Origin of the sequence: Pantoea sp. BL1 (assembly GCF_000963985.1) — a bacterium.
GTDB lineage: Bacteria > Pseudomonadota > Gammaproteobacteria > Enterobacterales > Enterobacteriaceae > Pantoea > Pantoea rwandensis_B.
In genome coordinates, this window is the sequence record NZ_JZRH01000006.1 from 149984 (window position 1) to 166580 (window position 16597).

Annotated in this window: 11 protein-coding genes; 7 read left to right on the forward strand and 4 right to left on the reverse strand. The window is 52.1% G+C overall.

Annotated elements, in window-relative coordinates; genetic code table 11:
• The first annotated feature begins 5 nt into the window (after nucleotides 1-5).
• Nucleotides 6-2366, forward strand: a complete 2361-nt coding sequence (locus VH86_RS04535) for a membrane-bound PQQ-dependent dehydrogenase, glucose/quinate/shikimate family (RefSeq protein ID WP_045832048.1) — start codon at nucleotides 6-8, stop codon at nucleotides 2364-2366.
• Between the two features lie 83 nt (nucleotides 2367-2449).
• On the opposite strand, the gene katE is transcribed toward VH86_RS04535, so the two are convergent.
• From katE to VH86_RS04550, 3 genes are all read right to left on the reverse strand, one after another.
• Nucleotides 2450-4714 carry a catalase HPII gene (katE, locus tag VH86_RS04540; protein WP_045832049.1) on the reverse strand — a complete coding sequence of 755 codons (2265 nt, stop codon included), beginning with the start codon at nucleotides 4712-4714 and terminating at the stop codon, nucleotides 2450-2452.
• Between the two features lie 267 nt (nucleotides 4715-4981).
• On the reverse strand, nucleotides 4982-5992 hold the full coding sequence (locus VH86_RS04545) for a TIGR04086 family membrane protein (protein ID WP_045832050.1): 1011 nt from the start codon (nucleotides 5990-5992) through the stop codon (nucleotides 4982-4984).
• A 282-nt stretch (nucleotides 5993-6274) separates the two neighbouring features.
• Nucleotides 6275-6892: a LysE family translocator gene (locus VH86_RS04550; protein WP_369800302.1), complete on the reverse strand. Its 618-nt coding sequence runs from the start codon at nucleotides 6890-6892 to the stop codon at nucleotides 6275-6277.
• 137 nt (nucleotides 6893-7029) lie between these two features.
• On the opposite strand from VH86_RS04550, the gene VH86_RS04555 reads away from it, so the two are divergent.
• The 5 genes from VH86_RS04555 to VH86_RS04580 all read left to right on the forward strand — a co-directional run bounded on the left by VH86_RS04555 (nucleotide 7030) and on the right by VH86_RS04580 (nucleotide 14668).
• Nucleotides 7030-7671 (forward strand): hypothetical protein, encoded by a 642-nt coding sequence (locus tag VH86_RS04555; protein ID WP_038647060.1) that lies wholly within the window; start codon nucleotides 7030-7032, stop codon nucleotides 7669-7671.
• Between the two features lie 543 nt (nucleotides 7672-8214).
• Entirely contained in the window at nucleotides 8215-9363 is a 1149-nt protein-coding gene (locus VH86_RS04565; protein ID WP_045832052.1) for an efflux RND transporter periplasmic adaptor subunit, read from the forward strand.
• Between the two features lies 1 nt (nucleotide 9364).
• Entirely contained in the window at nucleotides 9365-12526 is a 3162-nt protein-coding gene (locus tag VH86_RS04570; protein WP_045832053.1) for an efflux RND transporter permease subunit, read from the forward strand.
• 1 nt (nucleotide 12527) lies between these two features.
• Complete coding sequence (locus VH86_RS04575; protein ID WP_045832054.1) at nucleotides 12528-13952, forward strand: efflux transporter outer membrane subunit; 1425 nt, start codon at nucleotides 12528-12530, stop codon at nucleotides 13950-13952.
• 134 nt (nucleotides 13953-14086) lie between these two features.
• Nucleotides 14087-14668, forward strand: a complete 582-nt coding sequence (locus VH86_RS04580) for a TetR/AcrR family transcriptional regulator (RefSeq protein WP_045832055.1) — start codon at nucleotides 14087-14089, stop codon at nucleotides 14666-14668.
• Between the two features lie 2 nt (nucleotides 14669-14670).
• Here VH86_RS04580 and VH86_RS04585 read toward each other — a convergent pair whose 3' ends face one another.
• Nucleotides 14671-15234, reverse strand: coding sequence for a TetR/AcrR family transcriptional regulator (locus tag VH86_RS04585; protein WP_045832056.1), 564 nt, complete (start codon nucleotides 15232-15234; stop codon nucleotides 14671-14673).
• A gap of 222 nt (nucleotides 15235-15456) precedes the next feature.
• Here VH86_RS04585 and VH86_RS04590 point away from each other — a divergent pair, with 222 nt between their 5' ends.
• On the forward strand, nucleotides 15457-16137 hold the full coding sequence (locus VH86_RS04590) for a pirin family protein (protein WP_045832057.1): 681 nt from the start codon (nucleotides 15457-15459) through the stop codon (nucleotides 16135-16137).
• Nucleotides 16138-16597 lie beyond the last annotated feature (460 nt).

Here is a 16597-nt window from a genome sequence, read left to right on the forward strand (position 1 = left end):
TTGGCATGGTTAACAAATTAACCAGTATCGTGCTGGCGATTCTGGCATTAGCGCTGCTCTACATGGGCGGAAAATTGCTGATGCTGGGCGGCAGCGCGTTCTATGCACTGATGGCGGTGGGCTTGCTGATTACCGCTATTTTACTGTTCAGAAACCAGCGTAGTGCGTTGATGCTGTATGCGGTTCTGATGTGGATTACCCTGGCCTGGATTATCTGGGAAGTGGGCTTTGATAAATGGCAATGGATCCCTCGTGGCGATCTGTTTGGCGTGATCGGCCTGTGGCTGGCGATGCCGTGGGTGGTCAAACCGCTGTATCAGGGCGAACGCCGCTTCCACTCCTTCCTGGGTGGCACCGTCATCGTGATGATTGTGGTGGTGATCGGTCTGTGCTTTTACGATCCGTTGCCGCAAGCGGGTACGATCAGCAATGCGCGTGAACAAGCCAGCGAGCAGGGTGCCGCTAACGACTGGACCGCATACGGCGGGACCACTGACGGTCAACGCTTCTCTTCACTGAATCAAATCACCAAAGAGAACGTGCAAAACCTCGAAGTGGCCTGGACTTATCACACTGGCGATTTGCGTCAGGATGCGGATGCCAGCGAATACACCTTCGAAGCTACGCCGGTGACAGCCAACGGTATGCTGTATTTCTGTACGCCTCATAACGAAGTGCACGCACTCGATCCGGAAACCGGTGCGGTGAAGTGGAAGTACACACCAAATAAAGATCGTTCTTACCTGCAGCAGCACCAGACCTGTCGTGGTGTGAGCTATTACGAGCAAAGCCCGGTTGCTGCGCAAGATTCAGCTGCGGCTCCAGCCATCTGCCGTAAGCGCATCTTCAACGCCACTACTGATGCACAGCTGATTGCACTGGATGCCGATACCGGCAAACCTTGTGCTGATTTCGGTACCAACGGCGTGGTGGATCTGCATGCGAATATGGGCGAAGTGCGCCCGCATGCGTTGATGCAAACCGCAGCGCCTTTGGTGGCGGGCAAACTGGTGATTGTCGGTGGTTCAGTCATGGACAACGGCTTCAACAGCGGTAACCCGTCTGGCGTGATTCGTGCTTATGACGCCGAAACCGGTCGTCTGGTATGGAACTTCGATCCGGCTAACCCTGACAATACATCGCCAGTGGCAGCAGGACAAAACTATCCGCAGGATACGCCAGTCGCCTGGGGCACGCTGAGCGCTGATCTGAAAAATGGTCTGGTTTACGTGCCGTTTGGTAACGCGTCACCGGATGAAGTGGGTATCGAACGAGATGCCAACAGCAACACCGAGAAGTTCCGCGACGCATTAGTGGCGCTGGATCTGCAAACCGGTAAATTTAAATGGCGTTATCAGAGTTCGAACCACGATCTGTGGGACCGCGATAACCCATCACAGCCGTCGCTGTTGGATATCGATTATCAGGGCCAGAAACAGCCTGTGGTGATCCTGCCAACTAAAACCGGCAACCTGTTTGTGCTGAATCGTCTGACCGGTCAGCCAGTGTATCCGGTTAATCAGGTGAAGGTGTCCACTGAAGGCGGTGTGCCGGGTGAGAAGTTTGCCGCGACGCAGCCGGTTTCGAGCCTGAACTTCATTCCAGACCCGCTGACTGAGAAATCAATGTGGGGCATCACGCCGTTTGACCAGATGTCATGCCGCATGGACTTCCGTTCGCTGCGTTATGATGGCAACCCATGGACGCCAGCCACTGAAGCCGGTTCGCTGATCTTCCCGGGTAACATTGGCGTGTTCAACTGGGGTTCTGTGGCGGTTGATCCGCAGCGTCAGATGCTGATTGCCGCACCGGTGCGCCTCGCCTACAAATACAATCTGATCAAGCGTACACCGCAGACCGAAACGCAGCGTCTGTTCACCAAAGATGGTCAGCCATACTGGAATGAAAACTTCCAGGGTGACTACGCGATTCACATTCAGCAGCTGGCGTCTGGCCTGGGCATTCCATGTATCGCGCCGCCGTGGGGTCGTATGGTGGGCGTAGACCTGAAAACCGGGAAAACCGAGTGGTTGCGCCGCGTGGGTGTGACTAAAAACCTGAAGACCAGCTTCCTGCCGGGTCGTTTCCCAATCGGCTTCCCGATGGGCATGGTGGCACACGGTGGTCCATTGCTGACAGCGGGTGATCTGGTGTTCCATGGCGCAACCGCGGATAACTTCTTCCGTGCTTACGACAGCACCACCGGTGAGCTGCTGTGGCAGACCGAGCTGAGCGCGGGTGCGCAGGCCACACCGTCAACCTTTATGGGTAAAGACGGTAAGCAGTACGTGGTCATCGCGGCGGGTGGTCACGGTTCGCTGGGTACCCAGGCGGGTGACAGCGTGGTCGCGTTCCGTTTGAAGTAATGAAGTCGTTTAAAGGAGCGCACCTGTAAAGGTGCGCTTTTTTGTTTAGAGAAGGCTGCTTCTCCGTTGTCTTAAGGACTCCATCAAGCAGGGACGGAAAGCGCTTTTTGACTACGCGACCATACGCGATGAGCCTTCATTGCATCGACAAAGGCATTCAGTACCTTGTCGTCGGAAGTATCACCCTCCACGATCCCTTCTTCTTCTTCATCATCTTTGAGCGCGAATTGCGCCTTAAAACGACGAGCCTCTCCACTGAGGCCAATCACCTTGAGATGTTTATACGCTTCCAACAGGAAGTAGCGACTGTCTCCACTCAACAGCAGTGCATCAATGTTGCCATCTGGGACAAATACCGCATCAAATGTCAGTGAAGGTAGTCCAGCAAAAGTCGCGTCAACCGGTAACACTGACCCATCATCAGCACGAATCTGACCCATATGAGGTGCCAGTAATTTTGTGTGTACGCCAGCGGTTTTCAGTGTCTGCAATGTGGCCAGTACATCTGCCGATTTCACGCCATCGCTCAACAGCAGAGCAACCTGACGGCCTTTGATATCACCGTCGGGCACAGCATACAAACTCAGGCTACTGTCTTTCTTCAGGCCATTAACGTCTGGTGCGGGCGGCGTCTTCAATTGATCAGCCGTGAGGGCAATCCCGAGGTTATCGGCAACCCCTTGTGCTAAAGCGATATCAATATTCAACAGATGATCGACCACACGCTCTCGAATGTAAGGGCGGGCAACTTTGCTCAACTCGAACGAATAGGCATCGATGATGTGCTGCTGCTCGACAGGCGTTTGGCTTAACCAGAACAATCTCGGTTGAGAGTAATATTCGCCAAAGGAGGGGCTGCGCTCCCGCACTTTATGTCCTTCCATTCGCTCCTGATAGCTGTCAAAGCCGCCACCTTCTGCTGCCGGCGGTGTTTCACGTGGCCAATTATCATTAATCGAGTTGGGCTCATAATTTGCTGGATTGGTATCAATGTCCTGACGGTGCATGCCTTGCCGTTGGAAATTATGGTAAGGGCAAACCGGACGATTGATAGGAATTTCATGGAAATTAGGCCCGCCCAGGCGGCTAATCTGCGTGTCGGTGTACGAGAATAACCTGCCTTGCAGCAGCGGATCGTTGGAAAAATCCAACCCCGGAACAATGTGTCCAGGATGGAAGGCGACCTGTTCCGTTTCTGCAAAGAAATTATCGGGATTACGGTTCAGCACCATCTTGCCAACAATCTCTACCGGCACCAGCTCTTCCGGAATCAGTTTAGTGGCATCAAGGATATCGAAATCGAACTTAAACTCGTCCTCTTCGGGGATAAGCTGCAGGCCTAATTCATATTCGGGGAAATCACCCGCTTCGATCGCCTCCCAAAGGTCACGGCGGTGGAAATCTGGGTCACGCCCGGTTAATTTCTGCGACTCGTCCCAAAGTAAAGAGGCCTTACCTGCGACAGGCTTCCAGTGGAAGCGGACAAAAGTGGCTTTGCCTTCCGCGTTGATCAATCGGAAAGTGTGAATACCGAAACCTTCCATGGTGCGATAGCTGCGTGGAATCCCGCGATCGGACATCGCCCAGATGACATTATGCAAGGTCTCGGGCTGCAGGGAAACGTAATCCCAGAAGGTGTCATGTGCACTTTGACCCTGAGGAATTTCGTTGTGCGGCTCAGGCTTAACGGCGTGCACAAAATCCGGGAATTTATGGGCATCCTGAATGAAAAATACGGGGGTATTGTTACCTACTAAATCAAAAACCCCTTCATCGGTATAAAACTTAGTGGCGAACCCGCGAATATCGCGCACGGTGTCAGCCGATCCGGCGCCGCCCTGGACGGTGGAGAAACGGACAAACACCGGGGTGATTTGTTCCGGATCAGAAAGGAAGTGCGCTTTTGTCAGTGCTGTTAACGCGTGATAAGGCTGAAAGTAGCCATGAGCAGCAGATCCTCGGGCGTGAACGATGCGCTCAGGGATGCGTTCATGGTCAAAGTGCGTGATTTTTTCACGCATGATGAAATCTTCAAGCAAAGTGGGGCCACGTGTGCCCGCGCGCAATGAGTTCTGATCGTTGGCAATGCGCGTGCCCTGGTTCGTCGTGAGCGCCTGATGAGAACCGTTTTTACGGTTTGTCTCCAATTGATGGAGTTTGGCGCTTTGGGTTTCAGGCGTTTTGAGGCTGCCGGGTGCGGTAGGCTGTTTTCCAGGCGGTGTTGGTTCTGCGGGGGGTTGGTGCGAACCGTCTTCAGGCGCTAAAGATCCTAAACCGGGTAGGGATGATTCTGGCCCTTTAGTGGGGGCTCGATGGCTGAGTTCTTTTTTATTTGTTTCATTCGACATTGTTCAACTCCAGTATATTTTTAAAGACCTCGTTAAATATAGGACAACTAGAGAAATGGGCTGGGTTTTATTTAACCGATCGTTTTTATGAGGATTTTTCTTAAGAAGTGTATTTTTTTTGGTTAATTACCGTTTCGCTTGCGATGAGATTTAAAAATAAGCCAGGCGGCGCAGGTGTTGCTTGTTTTTAGTATCAAAGTGAATAATTAGACTGCCATGGCCCATCACAAGACCATGGCAGTGGATAAAAGCTTTTACCCATTTCCCTTAATGGTGAACATTTTGGGTTAAAACCTGACGTGGTTGTGTACGTCGAGCTATACGGCCAATAACAGCTGCCAGAACCGCTTCGATAAGTAATACAAAGAATGTGAACCAGCTTGCCTTGGCAGTGGCTGCGGCGGCTTTCTCTGCGGCCTCACGAGCCTTCTGTTCGGCCTGCTGTTTTAACTGCTGAAACTGTGCAACGGCTTTTTGATAGCTTTCGACCGTTTGGTTCACAATCTGGTCGGCTTCCTGATCGCTTTTTCCGGTGCGCGCTTTGATGATGTTCTTCAGTGCGTCCCGATCTGCGGCTTGCAGGGTATCAGAGTGACGACTCATCACGCCACGTACCCAGTTGATAATATCGGTATCGGCATTTTGCGGATTTTGCGCGGTATTGGCAGCCTGTTGCCTGGCCCCGTTAGCCTCACTATTGACATCCTGTTGTAGATTTTCTGGCTGTAATTCTTGTTTTCCCGTTTGGCGCAAGGTGGTTTGTAATTCGTTTTGTAGCGAATCAAGATTGATGTTGTTTTCTTGCAACTTCTCTTTAGCCATATTCGCAACAGAAGGTGCAACAGCTGAGAGGCCATTTCCAACAACATTCGCTCCTGCACCAAGAATATTGAAGGCACCTCCTACCACTCCGCTGGCAAGCGAGAAAGCCAGCCAAAGCGTGATAAGCGTGCTCACACCAAACATAAGCAGTCCATGCAATGCACCTTCACGCTGCGCAAGACGGCCTGCCACATAACTCCCCGCAGCAATGGCAATCAGCATACTTAAACCGGTCCAAATTAATACGCCTGTACCTACGTGTGCCAGAGGGTTTTGATCTTGTTGAGGATCGATAACCGTAGCGCCAATTGCGGTTCCGAGTAACCCAAGGAATATATGGACAATAAGCGCAGCGATAACGCCTGCAAGAACGGCGCTCCAGGAAATTCGTTTTAATGGCAATCCAGTAACCGTTTCGGTTACGATCGCAGGATCGTTATTCCATGTTTCAGGCATCATCATTCTCCTCAAAGAAATAATGTTTTATGACGTCGAATCAGTCTTGATATAAATGAGGGTAGACTAAAAAAAGATTACACATCATTTTTGCGAGGAAATTATTTTTAATCTGTAAGCTTGAAAAGTAAATGATATTTTATTCAAGTAGAGTGACACCCCTTGAAAGGGTGACTATTGGTTGTTTTGTGAGTCAGCTCTTAATTGTGGGGTTGATTTTGAGGGGTTAATGACTACGCGTTTATCTTTTATTTATACCTCGGAAATTGTTCTTTGTAATCATCACGGAAATCCTTTTAATGTCATAAAAAGCTGAACCAAATTGCTGATAGCAAAGAACACCAAAATCAATCCCCCCCCGATATTGATGGCAATAGACAGCTTTCGAATATTGATTACTCGCGCCGAGGTCAGCAACGTAAAACAGATGATGACCAGCCACAGCGCCATGATGGCAACGTGTATGGAGGCAAGCAACAGATAATGCAGCAAGGCATGGTCGCGCCCGGCGAATTGCGATACCACAGTGAGATAGAGCATCACCGCTTTGGGGTTGAGCACATTGGCTAGCCAGGCATCTTTAATCCCCATGCGGGCGCTGCGGTAAGAGGCGACAGGTTGGGAAATATGACGACCACGACGCAACAGCTGTATGCCAAGCCACAGCAGATAAGCGGCACCCGCCACGCTTAACAGATTAAAGATAATAGGAGATCGCACTAACAGGGCGCTGATCCCCAAGCCAATCAGCAGCGCATGGGTATAAATACCCAGTGCAGTGCCGAGAATGATCGCCGCCAGCCCGCGCGAGCCTGCCACCAGCGTGTTGTTGATTGCGAGGGTGAAACTCGCTCCTGGCGACAAGGCCACCGGTAAGATCGCAATGATAAAGGCGAGCACGTGCAGGTTCATGAGGGTAACGGCTAAATATGTTAAATAATTTTGAATATTATTAGACGGTGAAGCAATAATCTACCACTGCAATCACGCCGCCGGGACTAAGCGGACATTTCAATCGCACAACAATAAGGAAGCCCATGACCATCGCTTGCCTGCACACTGCCGCCAGCAATATCGCGCTGTTTGACCACGCGGCCCGATCACTTGAATTACCTGCTCATTCATTGAGTCATATCGTGATGCCGCACCTGCTGGCTGAAGCAGAGGAGAGTGGCGGTATGACGCAGGAGCAGCAGCATCGTTTGGCACAGTTGCTGCACAGTTTCACTCCATGGTTTGATGCGATAGTGATCACCTGTTCAACGCTGGGGCCCGTGGCCGACACCTTTAATCCTCAGAACACGGGGTGCCCGGTATATCGCGCAGATCGGATGCTGGCAGATCATCTGCATCAAATGGCAGGACCTGCACTGGTGCTCTGCGCGGCTGAATCAACTTTAGCGGCTACCCGTCTGTTGTTCTGTCCACCGACGCTGCCAGCGGATAAACAGCTGCAGGTCGCACTGATTCCTGACGCCTGGGCCGCATTTAAAGCGGGCGATCATCAACGCTATCACGCGCTCATCGCCGACGCGGTAAAACAGGGGCGCGAGCAGGGCGCACAACACGTAGCACTGGCGCAGGTCTCAATGGCAGCCGCCGCAAACAGCATGCCGGAGAGCGAGCGTCCATTGACGATACCGCAGCTGGCATTAGCCGCGGTGATCGCAAAGCGTTAATGTCGCGGAAGGGACGCCTGCACGTGGCGCCCTCCCTTTTTTACCCGCTAAATGGATAATCTCTTACGCTGTCGATACCAGGGAATGAAATAAATCAGCATGCTCCCCCAGAATATCCCCGCACTGATGCCGCTGATTGCACCGTGAATCAGATTAAATGACAGGGAAGCGATTAATTCTGAGTGCAAAGCCACAGAAACGGAAAGCGTATATTTGGCGGCAAAGCCTAATAACATAAATATTGTCAGTCTGTTACCACACGCCACGTCTATTATGCGCGTTGTAAAGCCATTAGTATCGCTATCGGCCTGTGTATTGGCATGTCGGGTTCCGCCGCCGCAAGAGCAACTTCTTTACTGATTCCCATATCAATTGCCTAATCGCCAGTTGCTTATAAGCACTCACGGAACTTTTTAAGCTCCCTGTTTGGCTCCGCACGTTTAGCTTAGCGCCGTTCTCTTTCTTTTCATTTTCCTGACAGTTGATCTATGGATGTTTTGGTAGACTGCGAGGTGAGAATGAACGTTCACTACAGGGTTATTCATGAAGAATTTTCAGCGCAGTGTGATCGCCGGACTGGTGATGTTAGTCGCCGCTTGCGATCAAAGCAGCAATCAGCAAACCCACGCCACCACAACGGAAGTGGGTGTGAAAACGTTGCAAAACGAATCGGTTACGCTGGACAGCCAACTTGCCGGACGTGTGACCGGCAGTATGACATCCGAAGTTCGCCCGCAGGTTGAAGGCATTATCCTGAAACGCCTGTTTACCGAAGGCGATGAAGTGAAAGCCGGGCAGGTGTTATATCAGATCGACCCGGCCAGCTATCAGGCCAGTTACGATCAAGCGCTCGCGCAATTAAAGAACGCGCAGGCGTTGGTAAAAAGCAGCAAATTAAAAGCGGAGCGTTATGCTGCTTTGGTAAAAGAGAACGGCGTGTCGCGTCAGGATGCTGATGATGCTTTGGCAACCTATCAGCAAAACGTGGCATCGGTGGACCAATATCGTGCCGCTGTAGAAAGTGCGCGCATCAATCTGAATTACACCCAAATCAAAGCGCCGATCAGCGGTCGTATTGGCATTTCATCGGTGACACCAGGTGCGCTGGTGACCGCCAGTCAAACCACTGCGCTGGCGACGATTCGTGCTCTCGACCCAATTTATGTCGATCTGACGCAATCCAGCGTCCAACTGCTCAAACTGAAGCGTCAGCAGGCTTCCTTACAGCAGAGCACTGATGCCGTGCCTGTGACGGTGAAACTCGAAGATGGCAGTGCTTATGACCATCCGGGCAAACTGGAACTGACGGAGGTGTCGGTAGATGAAGCCACCGGCACCGTGACGCTGCGCGCTATCTTCCCTAACCCGCAACATGAGCTACTGCCAGGCATGTATGTCCGCGCCAATGTGACGAACGGCGTCAAATCCGACGCGATCCTGGCACCGCAGCAGGGGATCACCCGTGATGCCAAAGGCAACGCCACGGCGTTAGTGGTCGATAAAGAGAATAAAGTCGAAAGCCGTGAAGTGGTTGCCGATCGCGTGATCGGGAATAAGTGGCTGATCACCTCTGGCCTTAACAGTGGTGACAAGTTGATTGTTGAAGGCACGGGAAAAGTGCAGGCGGGCATGAGTGTTAAAGCCGTGGAAGTGACGCCAAACGATAAAGCCGCGACCAGCGAGGGTAACTGATATGTTGGCTCAGTTCTTTATTCGTCGGCCGGTATTTGCCTGGGTTATCGCCATCTGCATTATGATGTTCGGTCTACTCAGCATTAACAGCCTGCCCGTAGCGCAATATCCTGACGTCGCGCCACCGCAGATCAGTATTCAGGCAACGTACACCGGTGCGTCGGCGGAAACGCTGGAGAGCAGCGTCACGCAGGTGATTGAGCAGCAGCTCACCGGGCTGGATGGGTTGCTCTATTTTGACTCCACCAGCACGGCATCGACCGGGCAGGTGAAGATCAATGTGACCTTCCAGCAGGGCACCGATCCCGATATCGCTCAGGTTCAGGTGCAGAACAAGGTTCAGCAGGCAGAGAGCCGTTTGCCTACCGCGGTCACCACGCAAGGTGTCACCGTGGAGAAAGCGCAGAGCGACTTCCTGCTGATCCTGGCGGTGTACGACAAAACCAATAAAAGCAGCTCTTCCGATGTCGCTGACTATATGGTCAGTAATATGGAAGATACGCTGGCGCGTGTTTCCGGCGTGGGTAGCGTGCAAGTGTTTGGTGCCGAGTACGCGATGCGCATCTGGCTGGACCCGAGTAAGCTGGCGTCCTATTCACTGATGCCGTCGGATGTCACCACCGCGCTGGAGAGCCAAAATACCCAGGTTTCTTCTGGGCAATTGGGCGCACAACCAGCCAGCAAAGAGCAGCAGCTGGTGGCGACAGTTCGTTCGCGTTCGCGTCTGCAAACACCAGAGCAGTTCCGCAACATCGTGCTTAAGAGTCAGTCTGACGGTTCGGTAGTGCGACTGAGTGATGTCGCGCGCGTCGAAATGGGCGATGAAGACTACAGTGCCAACGTGTTGGCGAATGGCCATCCCGCATCCGGTATCGCTGTGCAGCTGGCATCAGGTGCGAATGCGCTTTCCACCGCTGAGCAGGTGAAAGCCACCATCAATGAGTTCCGTAGCAGCATGCCGGCGGGCTACGAGATTGCTTATCCACTCGACAGCACCGACTTCGTCAAAATCTCGATTGAAGAGGTGGTGAAAACGCTGATCGAAGCGGTGATCCTGGTGGTTATCGTGATGTTCGTGTTCCTGCAGAACATTCGTACGACGTTGATCCCGGCGATTGCCGTGCCGGTGGTTTTACTGGGTACGTTCGGTGTGCTGTCGCTGTTTGGTTACTCGATAAACACCTTAACCATGTTTGGCATGGTGCTAGCCATCGGCTTGCTGGTCGATGATGCGATTGTGGTGGTGGAGAACGTTGAGCGCGTGATGCGCGAGGAGGGGTTACCGCCGCGACAGGCCACGGAAAAATCAATGAAGGAGATTACCGGTGCTTTGATTGGTATCGCGCTGGTGCTGTCGGCGGTGTTCCTGCCGATGACCTTCTTCAGTGGTTCAACCGGTGTGATCTATCGCCAGTTTTCGATCACCATTGTGTCGTCGATGGTGCTGTCGGTGATTGTGGCGCTGACGCTGACGCCAGCCCTTTGTGCAACCTTACTGAAACCTCATAACCACGAAAGCGGCACCAAAGGTTTCTTTGGCTGGTTTAACCGCAGTTATGAAAAAGTGCAGGGGCGCTATCAAAACGGTGTGGGCCATGTGGTGAACAGTTCAGTGCGCTACCTGCTGCTGTACGGCGTGTTGCTGATCGGTTGTGCGGTGCTGTATATGCGTTTGCCAACCGGCTTCCTGCCGACGGAAGACCAGGGCTATATCATGGTGCAGTATCAGCTGGCACCGGGTGCCACGGAAAACCGTACCAGTGAAGTCCGTCAGCAGGTACAGCAGTACTTTGCCACCAAAGAAAAAGATAACGTTAACGTTAGCATGCTGGTTAACGGTTTCAGTTTTGCCGGTAGCGGACAAAACGCCGGTATTGGTTTTATCTCGCTGAAAAACTGGAGCGAGCGTAAAGGCACGGAGAACAGCGCCGATGCCATTGCAGGCCGCGCGATGGCTGCGCTCTCCAGCATCCGTGACGCGCAGATCTTTGTACTTTCACCGCCCTCAGTATCGGGGTTAGGTCAATCGAACGGCTTTACCTTTGAATTACAGGCGCGCGGGGCCACCGATCGCGACCAACTGCTGAAAATGCGTAACCAGCTGATTGCCGAAGCCAACCAGGACCCGGTGTTGAGTGCGGTACGCGCGAACTCACTGCCAGATCTGCCGCAGTTGGATGTCAGTATTGATGATGCCAAAGCGCAATCGCTGGGGCTGACCATTAGCGACATTAACGACACGCTGAGTGCAGCGATTGGCGGGAGTTACATCAACGACTTCACCGATCGTGGTCGCGTGAAGAAAGTGTATATGCAGGGCGATCAACAGTTCCGCAGTAAGCCTGAAGATATCGATCAATGGTATGTGCGCGGAACGGATAGCAGCAGTAACACTACCATGGTGCCGTTCTCGTCGTTCGCCTCCTCAAAATGGGCTTACGGTCCAGATGTGTTGTCACGCTATAACGGCCTGGCTTCTTATGAAATTGAAGGATCGTCAGCATCGGGCAAGAGTTCGGGCGATGCCATCACCGCAATGGAAAAGCTGGCGGCCAAACTACCGGCTGGCACAACCTTTGCGTGGAGTGGACTCTCTTATCAGGAAAAACTTTCTGGCAACCAGGCGATGTCGTTGTATGGCATTTCCCTGATTGTGGTGTTCCTGTGCCTTGCCGCGCTGTATGAAAGCTGGTCGGTGCCGTTCTCGGTGATGATGGTGGTGCCGTTAGGGGTGATTGGATCACTTCTGGCGATTACGTTGCGCGGTCTGGAAAACGATGTGTACTTCCAGGTGGCGTTGCTCACCATCATCGGCCTGTCCGCGAAGAACGCGATTCTGATTGTGGAGTTTGCGGAGGAAAATTACCGCAAAGGCGAGAATCTGGTGAAAGCTGCGATTCATGCCGCCACAATGCGTTTGCGTCCGATCATCATGACGTCACTGGCGTTCACTGCTGGGGTGCTGCCGCTGGCGATTTCTACCGGCGCGGGTGCCAACAGCCGTATCGCAATCGGGACAGGTATTATCGGCGGCACCCTGACAGCAACGTTACTGGCCATCTTCTTTGTACCGCTGTTCTTTGTTCTGGTCCGTCGCGTGTTTCCGGCGATTCCGCATGACGATGCACAGTCAACCGAATCAGCTGTGAAGGCGGAGGAGTAATATGTCTGCAAAATTATTAATGGTGTTGTTACCGTGCTTTCTCGCGGGCTGTGTGTCACTCGATCCGCACTACGATCGTCCCAATGATGCGGTCAGCACCAGCACGCCAACCGGCGATGCCTATCGTGGCTTGCAGGGCACGCCAGCGAATTATCGTGATATCAGCTGGCAGGATTATGTGCTGGATAGCAAGCTGCGTCAGGTGGTGGCGATGGCGCTGGACAGCAGCCGCGATCTGCGTGAAGCGGTCGCCAGTGTGAAATCGGCACACGCACAGTACGGCGAGCAGCGCGCCGATCTCTTTCCGACGATTAGCGCAGGCGTGAGCGGCACCCGTTCGCGTGCGTTGACGGGCGAGGGGAATCAAACCGCGCTCAGTAATACCTATTCGGCGGAAGGCAGCGTGAGCTCCTTCGAGCTGGACCTGTTTGGCAAGAATCAGAGTCTTTCGCGTCAGCAATATGAAACCTATCTTGGTACGCTGGAGGGCGCTCGCAGCACGCGTCTGACGGTGCTGTATAACACGGTGGATTACTGGTTACAACTGGCGGCGGATCGCAGTAATCTGGCGATCGCGAAAGAGACGGCAGAGAGTGCGCGTCAGTCGCTGGAGGTGACGCGCAAACGTCTGCAAAACGGCGTGGATTCGATGGTGGATGTGGCTTCAGCAGAAACGACTTATCAATCTGCACAGGCAGATGTGGCCAGCTATACCACCAGCGTGGCGCAGGATAAGAATGCGCTGGATTTGGTGGTCGGGAAGCGTGTGCCGGATAGCCTGTTACCCCAGGATATTGAGTCGATTGGCAATGCTTTGAAAACCGTACCTGCTGGCGTGTCATCGGAGGCACTGAACAATCGCCCAGACGTGTTGCAGGCCGAGCACAACCTAAAAGCGGCCAATGCCAATATCGGCGCTGCGCGAGCCAACTTCTTCCCGAGCATTACGCTGACGGCAAGCGGAGGTGTTGGCAGTGCCGATTTGTCTTCACTGTTTAAGAACGGCGCGGGCATTTGGTCGTTTGCACCGAGCATTTCGCTGCCGATTTTCAAAGGTGGCTATAACGTTTCCTACCTGAACTACACCAAAGCGCAGAAAGAGTATTACGTTGCCGTGTATGAGAAGACTGTGCAAACCGCTTTCTCTGAAGTCGCGGATGCGCTGGCACGGCGTGGCACCATCAACGATCAGTTGACCAGCCAACGTAATAATGTTGCTGCATCGCAGACTTACTATCATTTGGCCGACCTGCGTTATCAGAACGGTGTTGATACCTATCTGAATGCGTTAACTGCCCAGCGTACGCTCTACACGGCGCGGACCAGTTTGGTCAGTGTTGAGCAGGCCTACTACCAAAACCTGAATACTTTCTACAAAGTATTGGGTGGCGGTACGGCATTGAAAGAATCTGAACTGAAACTGTAACGCTTTCCCGGGCCGGTAATGTATCGGCCCGGTGAAAAATGTAACCGGGTTTTTTATCACTATTTCAGTGAGAAACGCCTTCGCGTATCCTATGAAAAACAATAATTACGCTGTGGACATTTTAGGAGTCATGATTGAGCAAATCAGAGAATGAAGAATTCTTTCAGCAACGACAGCAGCTGATTATTTCAGCGGCTAAAGTCTGCTTTAGTCAGTCGGGTTTTCATGGTGCCAGCATGGCGGATATTAGCCGTGAATCTGGCTTGGGAGCAGGGCAGATATATCGTTATTTTGAGAGCAAAGATTTAATCGTCAGTGAAACCATTAAGAGTATTGCTGTTAATTGGCGTCTGTTTCTGCAAAATAATCTTCCGCGTCAAAGTAGTACCGCTGATATTATCAATACGGAATCTGGCTTTTGGCAGGATTGGCCTTATCAGGATCGCTGTTTATTGCTGGAGATGTATTCGGAAGCATCGCGTAATCAAGCTGTGCGCGCAGTTCTGGCGCAGGAAGAACAATTATTAATTGCGGAGTTGGATACATCATTATGCCAACAGAGCCCTGGCGTGAGTGATCAGCAGTGCAATGATCGTATTCAATTCTTATTGATGCTGGTGGATGGCGTTGCCTGTCGCGCCTTTGGCGATAATACCCTCGATCATCGGGAAAAAGGCAGGATCAATGGCATTCTTTCGCATCATCTGTTTGGCTGATATCAAACCTTGTCATGTTGATTGATGTCACGTGTGATGGCATCGAAGAAAGGCATAAACCCGACAGGTACCTCACGTTGTTTCATGCAACGGCGGATGATCATGCCATCAATCACCAGTGAAATGATGTGCAATCGGGTATTGATAACGCAGGCATCCAGTGACGGATTAAGCGTCTGTTCCTGAGTAATAAAATTATTTTTCAATACCTGCCACGCATCATTCATTATCTGACGAATACGCTCATTACGTGTGGCTTCAGATGAGACTTCCATTAGCAAGACAATACTGTGCTCGACTTCAGGCGGCACAATGTCCTGCACCGAATGCGTCACGCCTCCTGCATGGGCAATTCGCTCAAAATCAGCATTTAATAATGCAATCATGCGTTGAACTACATTTGTCACCAACGCTTCAATAATGGCTTCTTTATTTTTGTAATATTTGTAGATTAAACCAATGCTAACGTCTGCCTGGCTGGCAATATTCTGAATGGAGGTTTGATGAAAACCTTTTAGGCGCATACACTGTTCGGCTGCATCAAGAATCTGTTCGCTGCGATTCATGTTATTTACTCATCACGGAAAAGTGTATTTTACGCAAAAATGTGCAGGCTGACTAACCCTGAATGCTGAAAGCTGGCGGTCTGAGTGATGTTTCTGTCTCTTATTATTGCTACGGGTTATTAATATTCAAAAATTTTGACATAAGCGAGCAAATCGAACACCTGTTCTGGAATTTTCTCGCCGCTATCATGATGTTCATAGCCACATTTTGAGGAGCAAACCATGAACGTGATGCGAGCCCAGCGCGACCAGTTATTTGAATACGGTCCCTTTACCATCCGCCGGCAAAGACCCGGTGAGGCTTTTGGCGCGTTGGCGATTATTGATCAGATGTCGTTGAAAATGGATGCGCGTATTCCGATGCATACACGGCAAGATGAAGAGATTTTTAGCTACGTCTGGCGCGGTTCCGCACAACACCTTGCTGAAAATGGCGACAAAATTGCGCTGAACGCCAAACGCGCCATGGTGGTGAGTGCGGGGAGTGGAGTGCGTTATGAAGAGTCTGCACCTTTTATTGAAACCGAGATGCTGCAGGCCTATATCCGTCCGGCTAAAAGCGGCGGTGCGCCACGCACCGTGGATTTCACTCGCGCGGATGGGTTGCCGCTAAACGCCTGGACTTTGCTGGCGGGGCCAGAAAGTAGCGATGCACCGTTGCCGTTGGGTCAGGACGTTTTTATTTATGATCTCAAAGTGGAGCGGGGCGCACAGGTTGAGGTGCCACATCTTGCCGGTTACTCAACCTGGCTTACATTACTGGATGGCATTGTGCGTGTTGGCGATGAGCGGTTGATGCCTGGGGATTCGATCAGTGAGCAGGGCGCTTTACCTGATGTGCGTGGCGAGCGTGACGCGATAGTGATCGCTTTTTTGGTGAGTGACGGTGTCACGTTTGGGTGAGCCTGGCTAGAAAAGGGTTCATGAGAAAGCGTGTAACTGCGAGTGCTCTTAGATTTTTTGGTAGGGCTTCTCGTAGCAAAGGGTCTGTTAAGGCGCATCCCAAAATTTTTGCCTGGTGTAAGGGCTGCCATTGATCAAAAAATGGCAGCCTTTTTTGTATGTGCCGGTGTGGGCCGTAGCACCGCTGCTGCTGCCGGGCCGTCCTCGCGCCGCTAACGCGGTACCCTCGGCTTCCACGTCGTGCCGACGGATCGTTCGGGTAAGGCCGTCCTGGCCAACCCGAACTGCCCGGCGCATCCCTGCGCCTGGCTCCTGGCACAACGTAAAAGCCTCAGCGCTGCGGATAGCCCTTGCAGCATCAGCGGTGCTACGGCCATTTAGATTGTGCCCGCTTTGATAAAACCCATTGAGGGTATGGAACACTGGTCTGGATCATCACTAAACTCGCCAAACTCGCCAA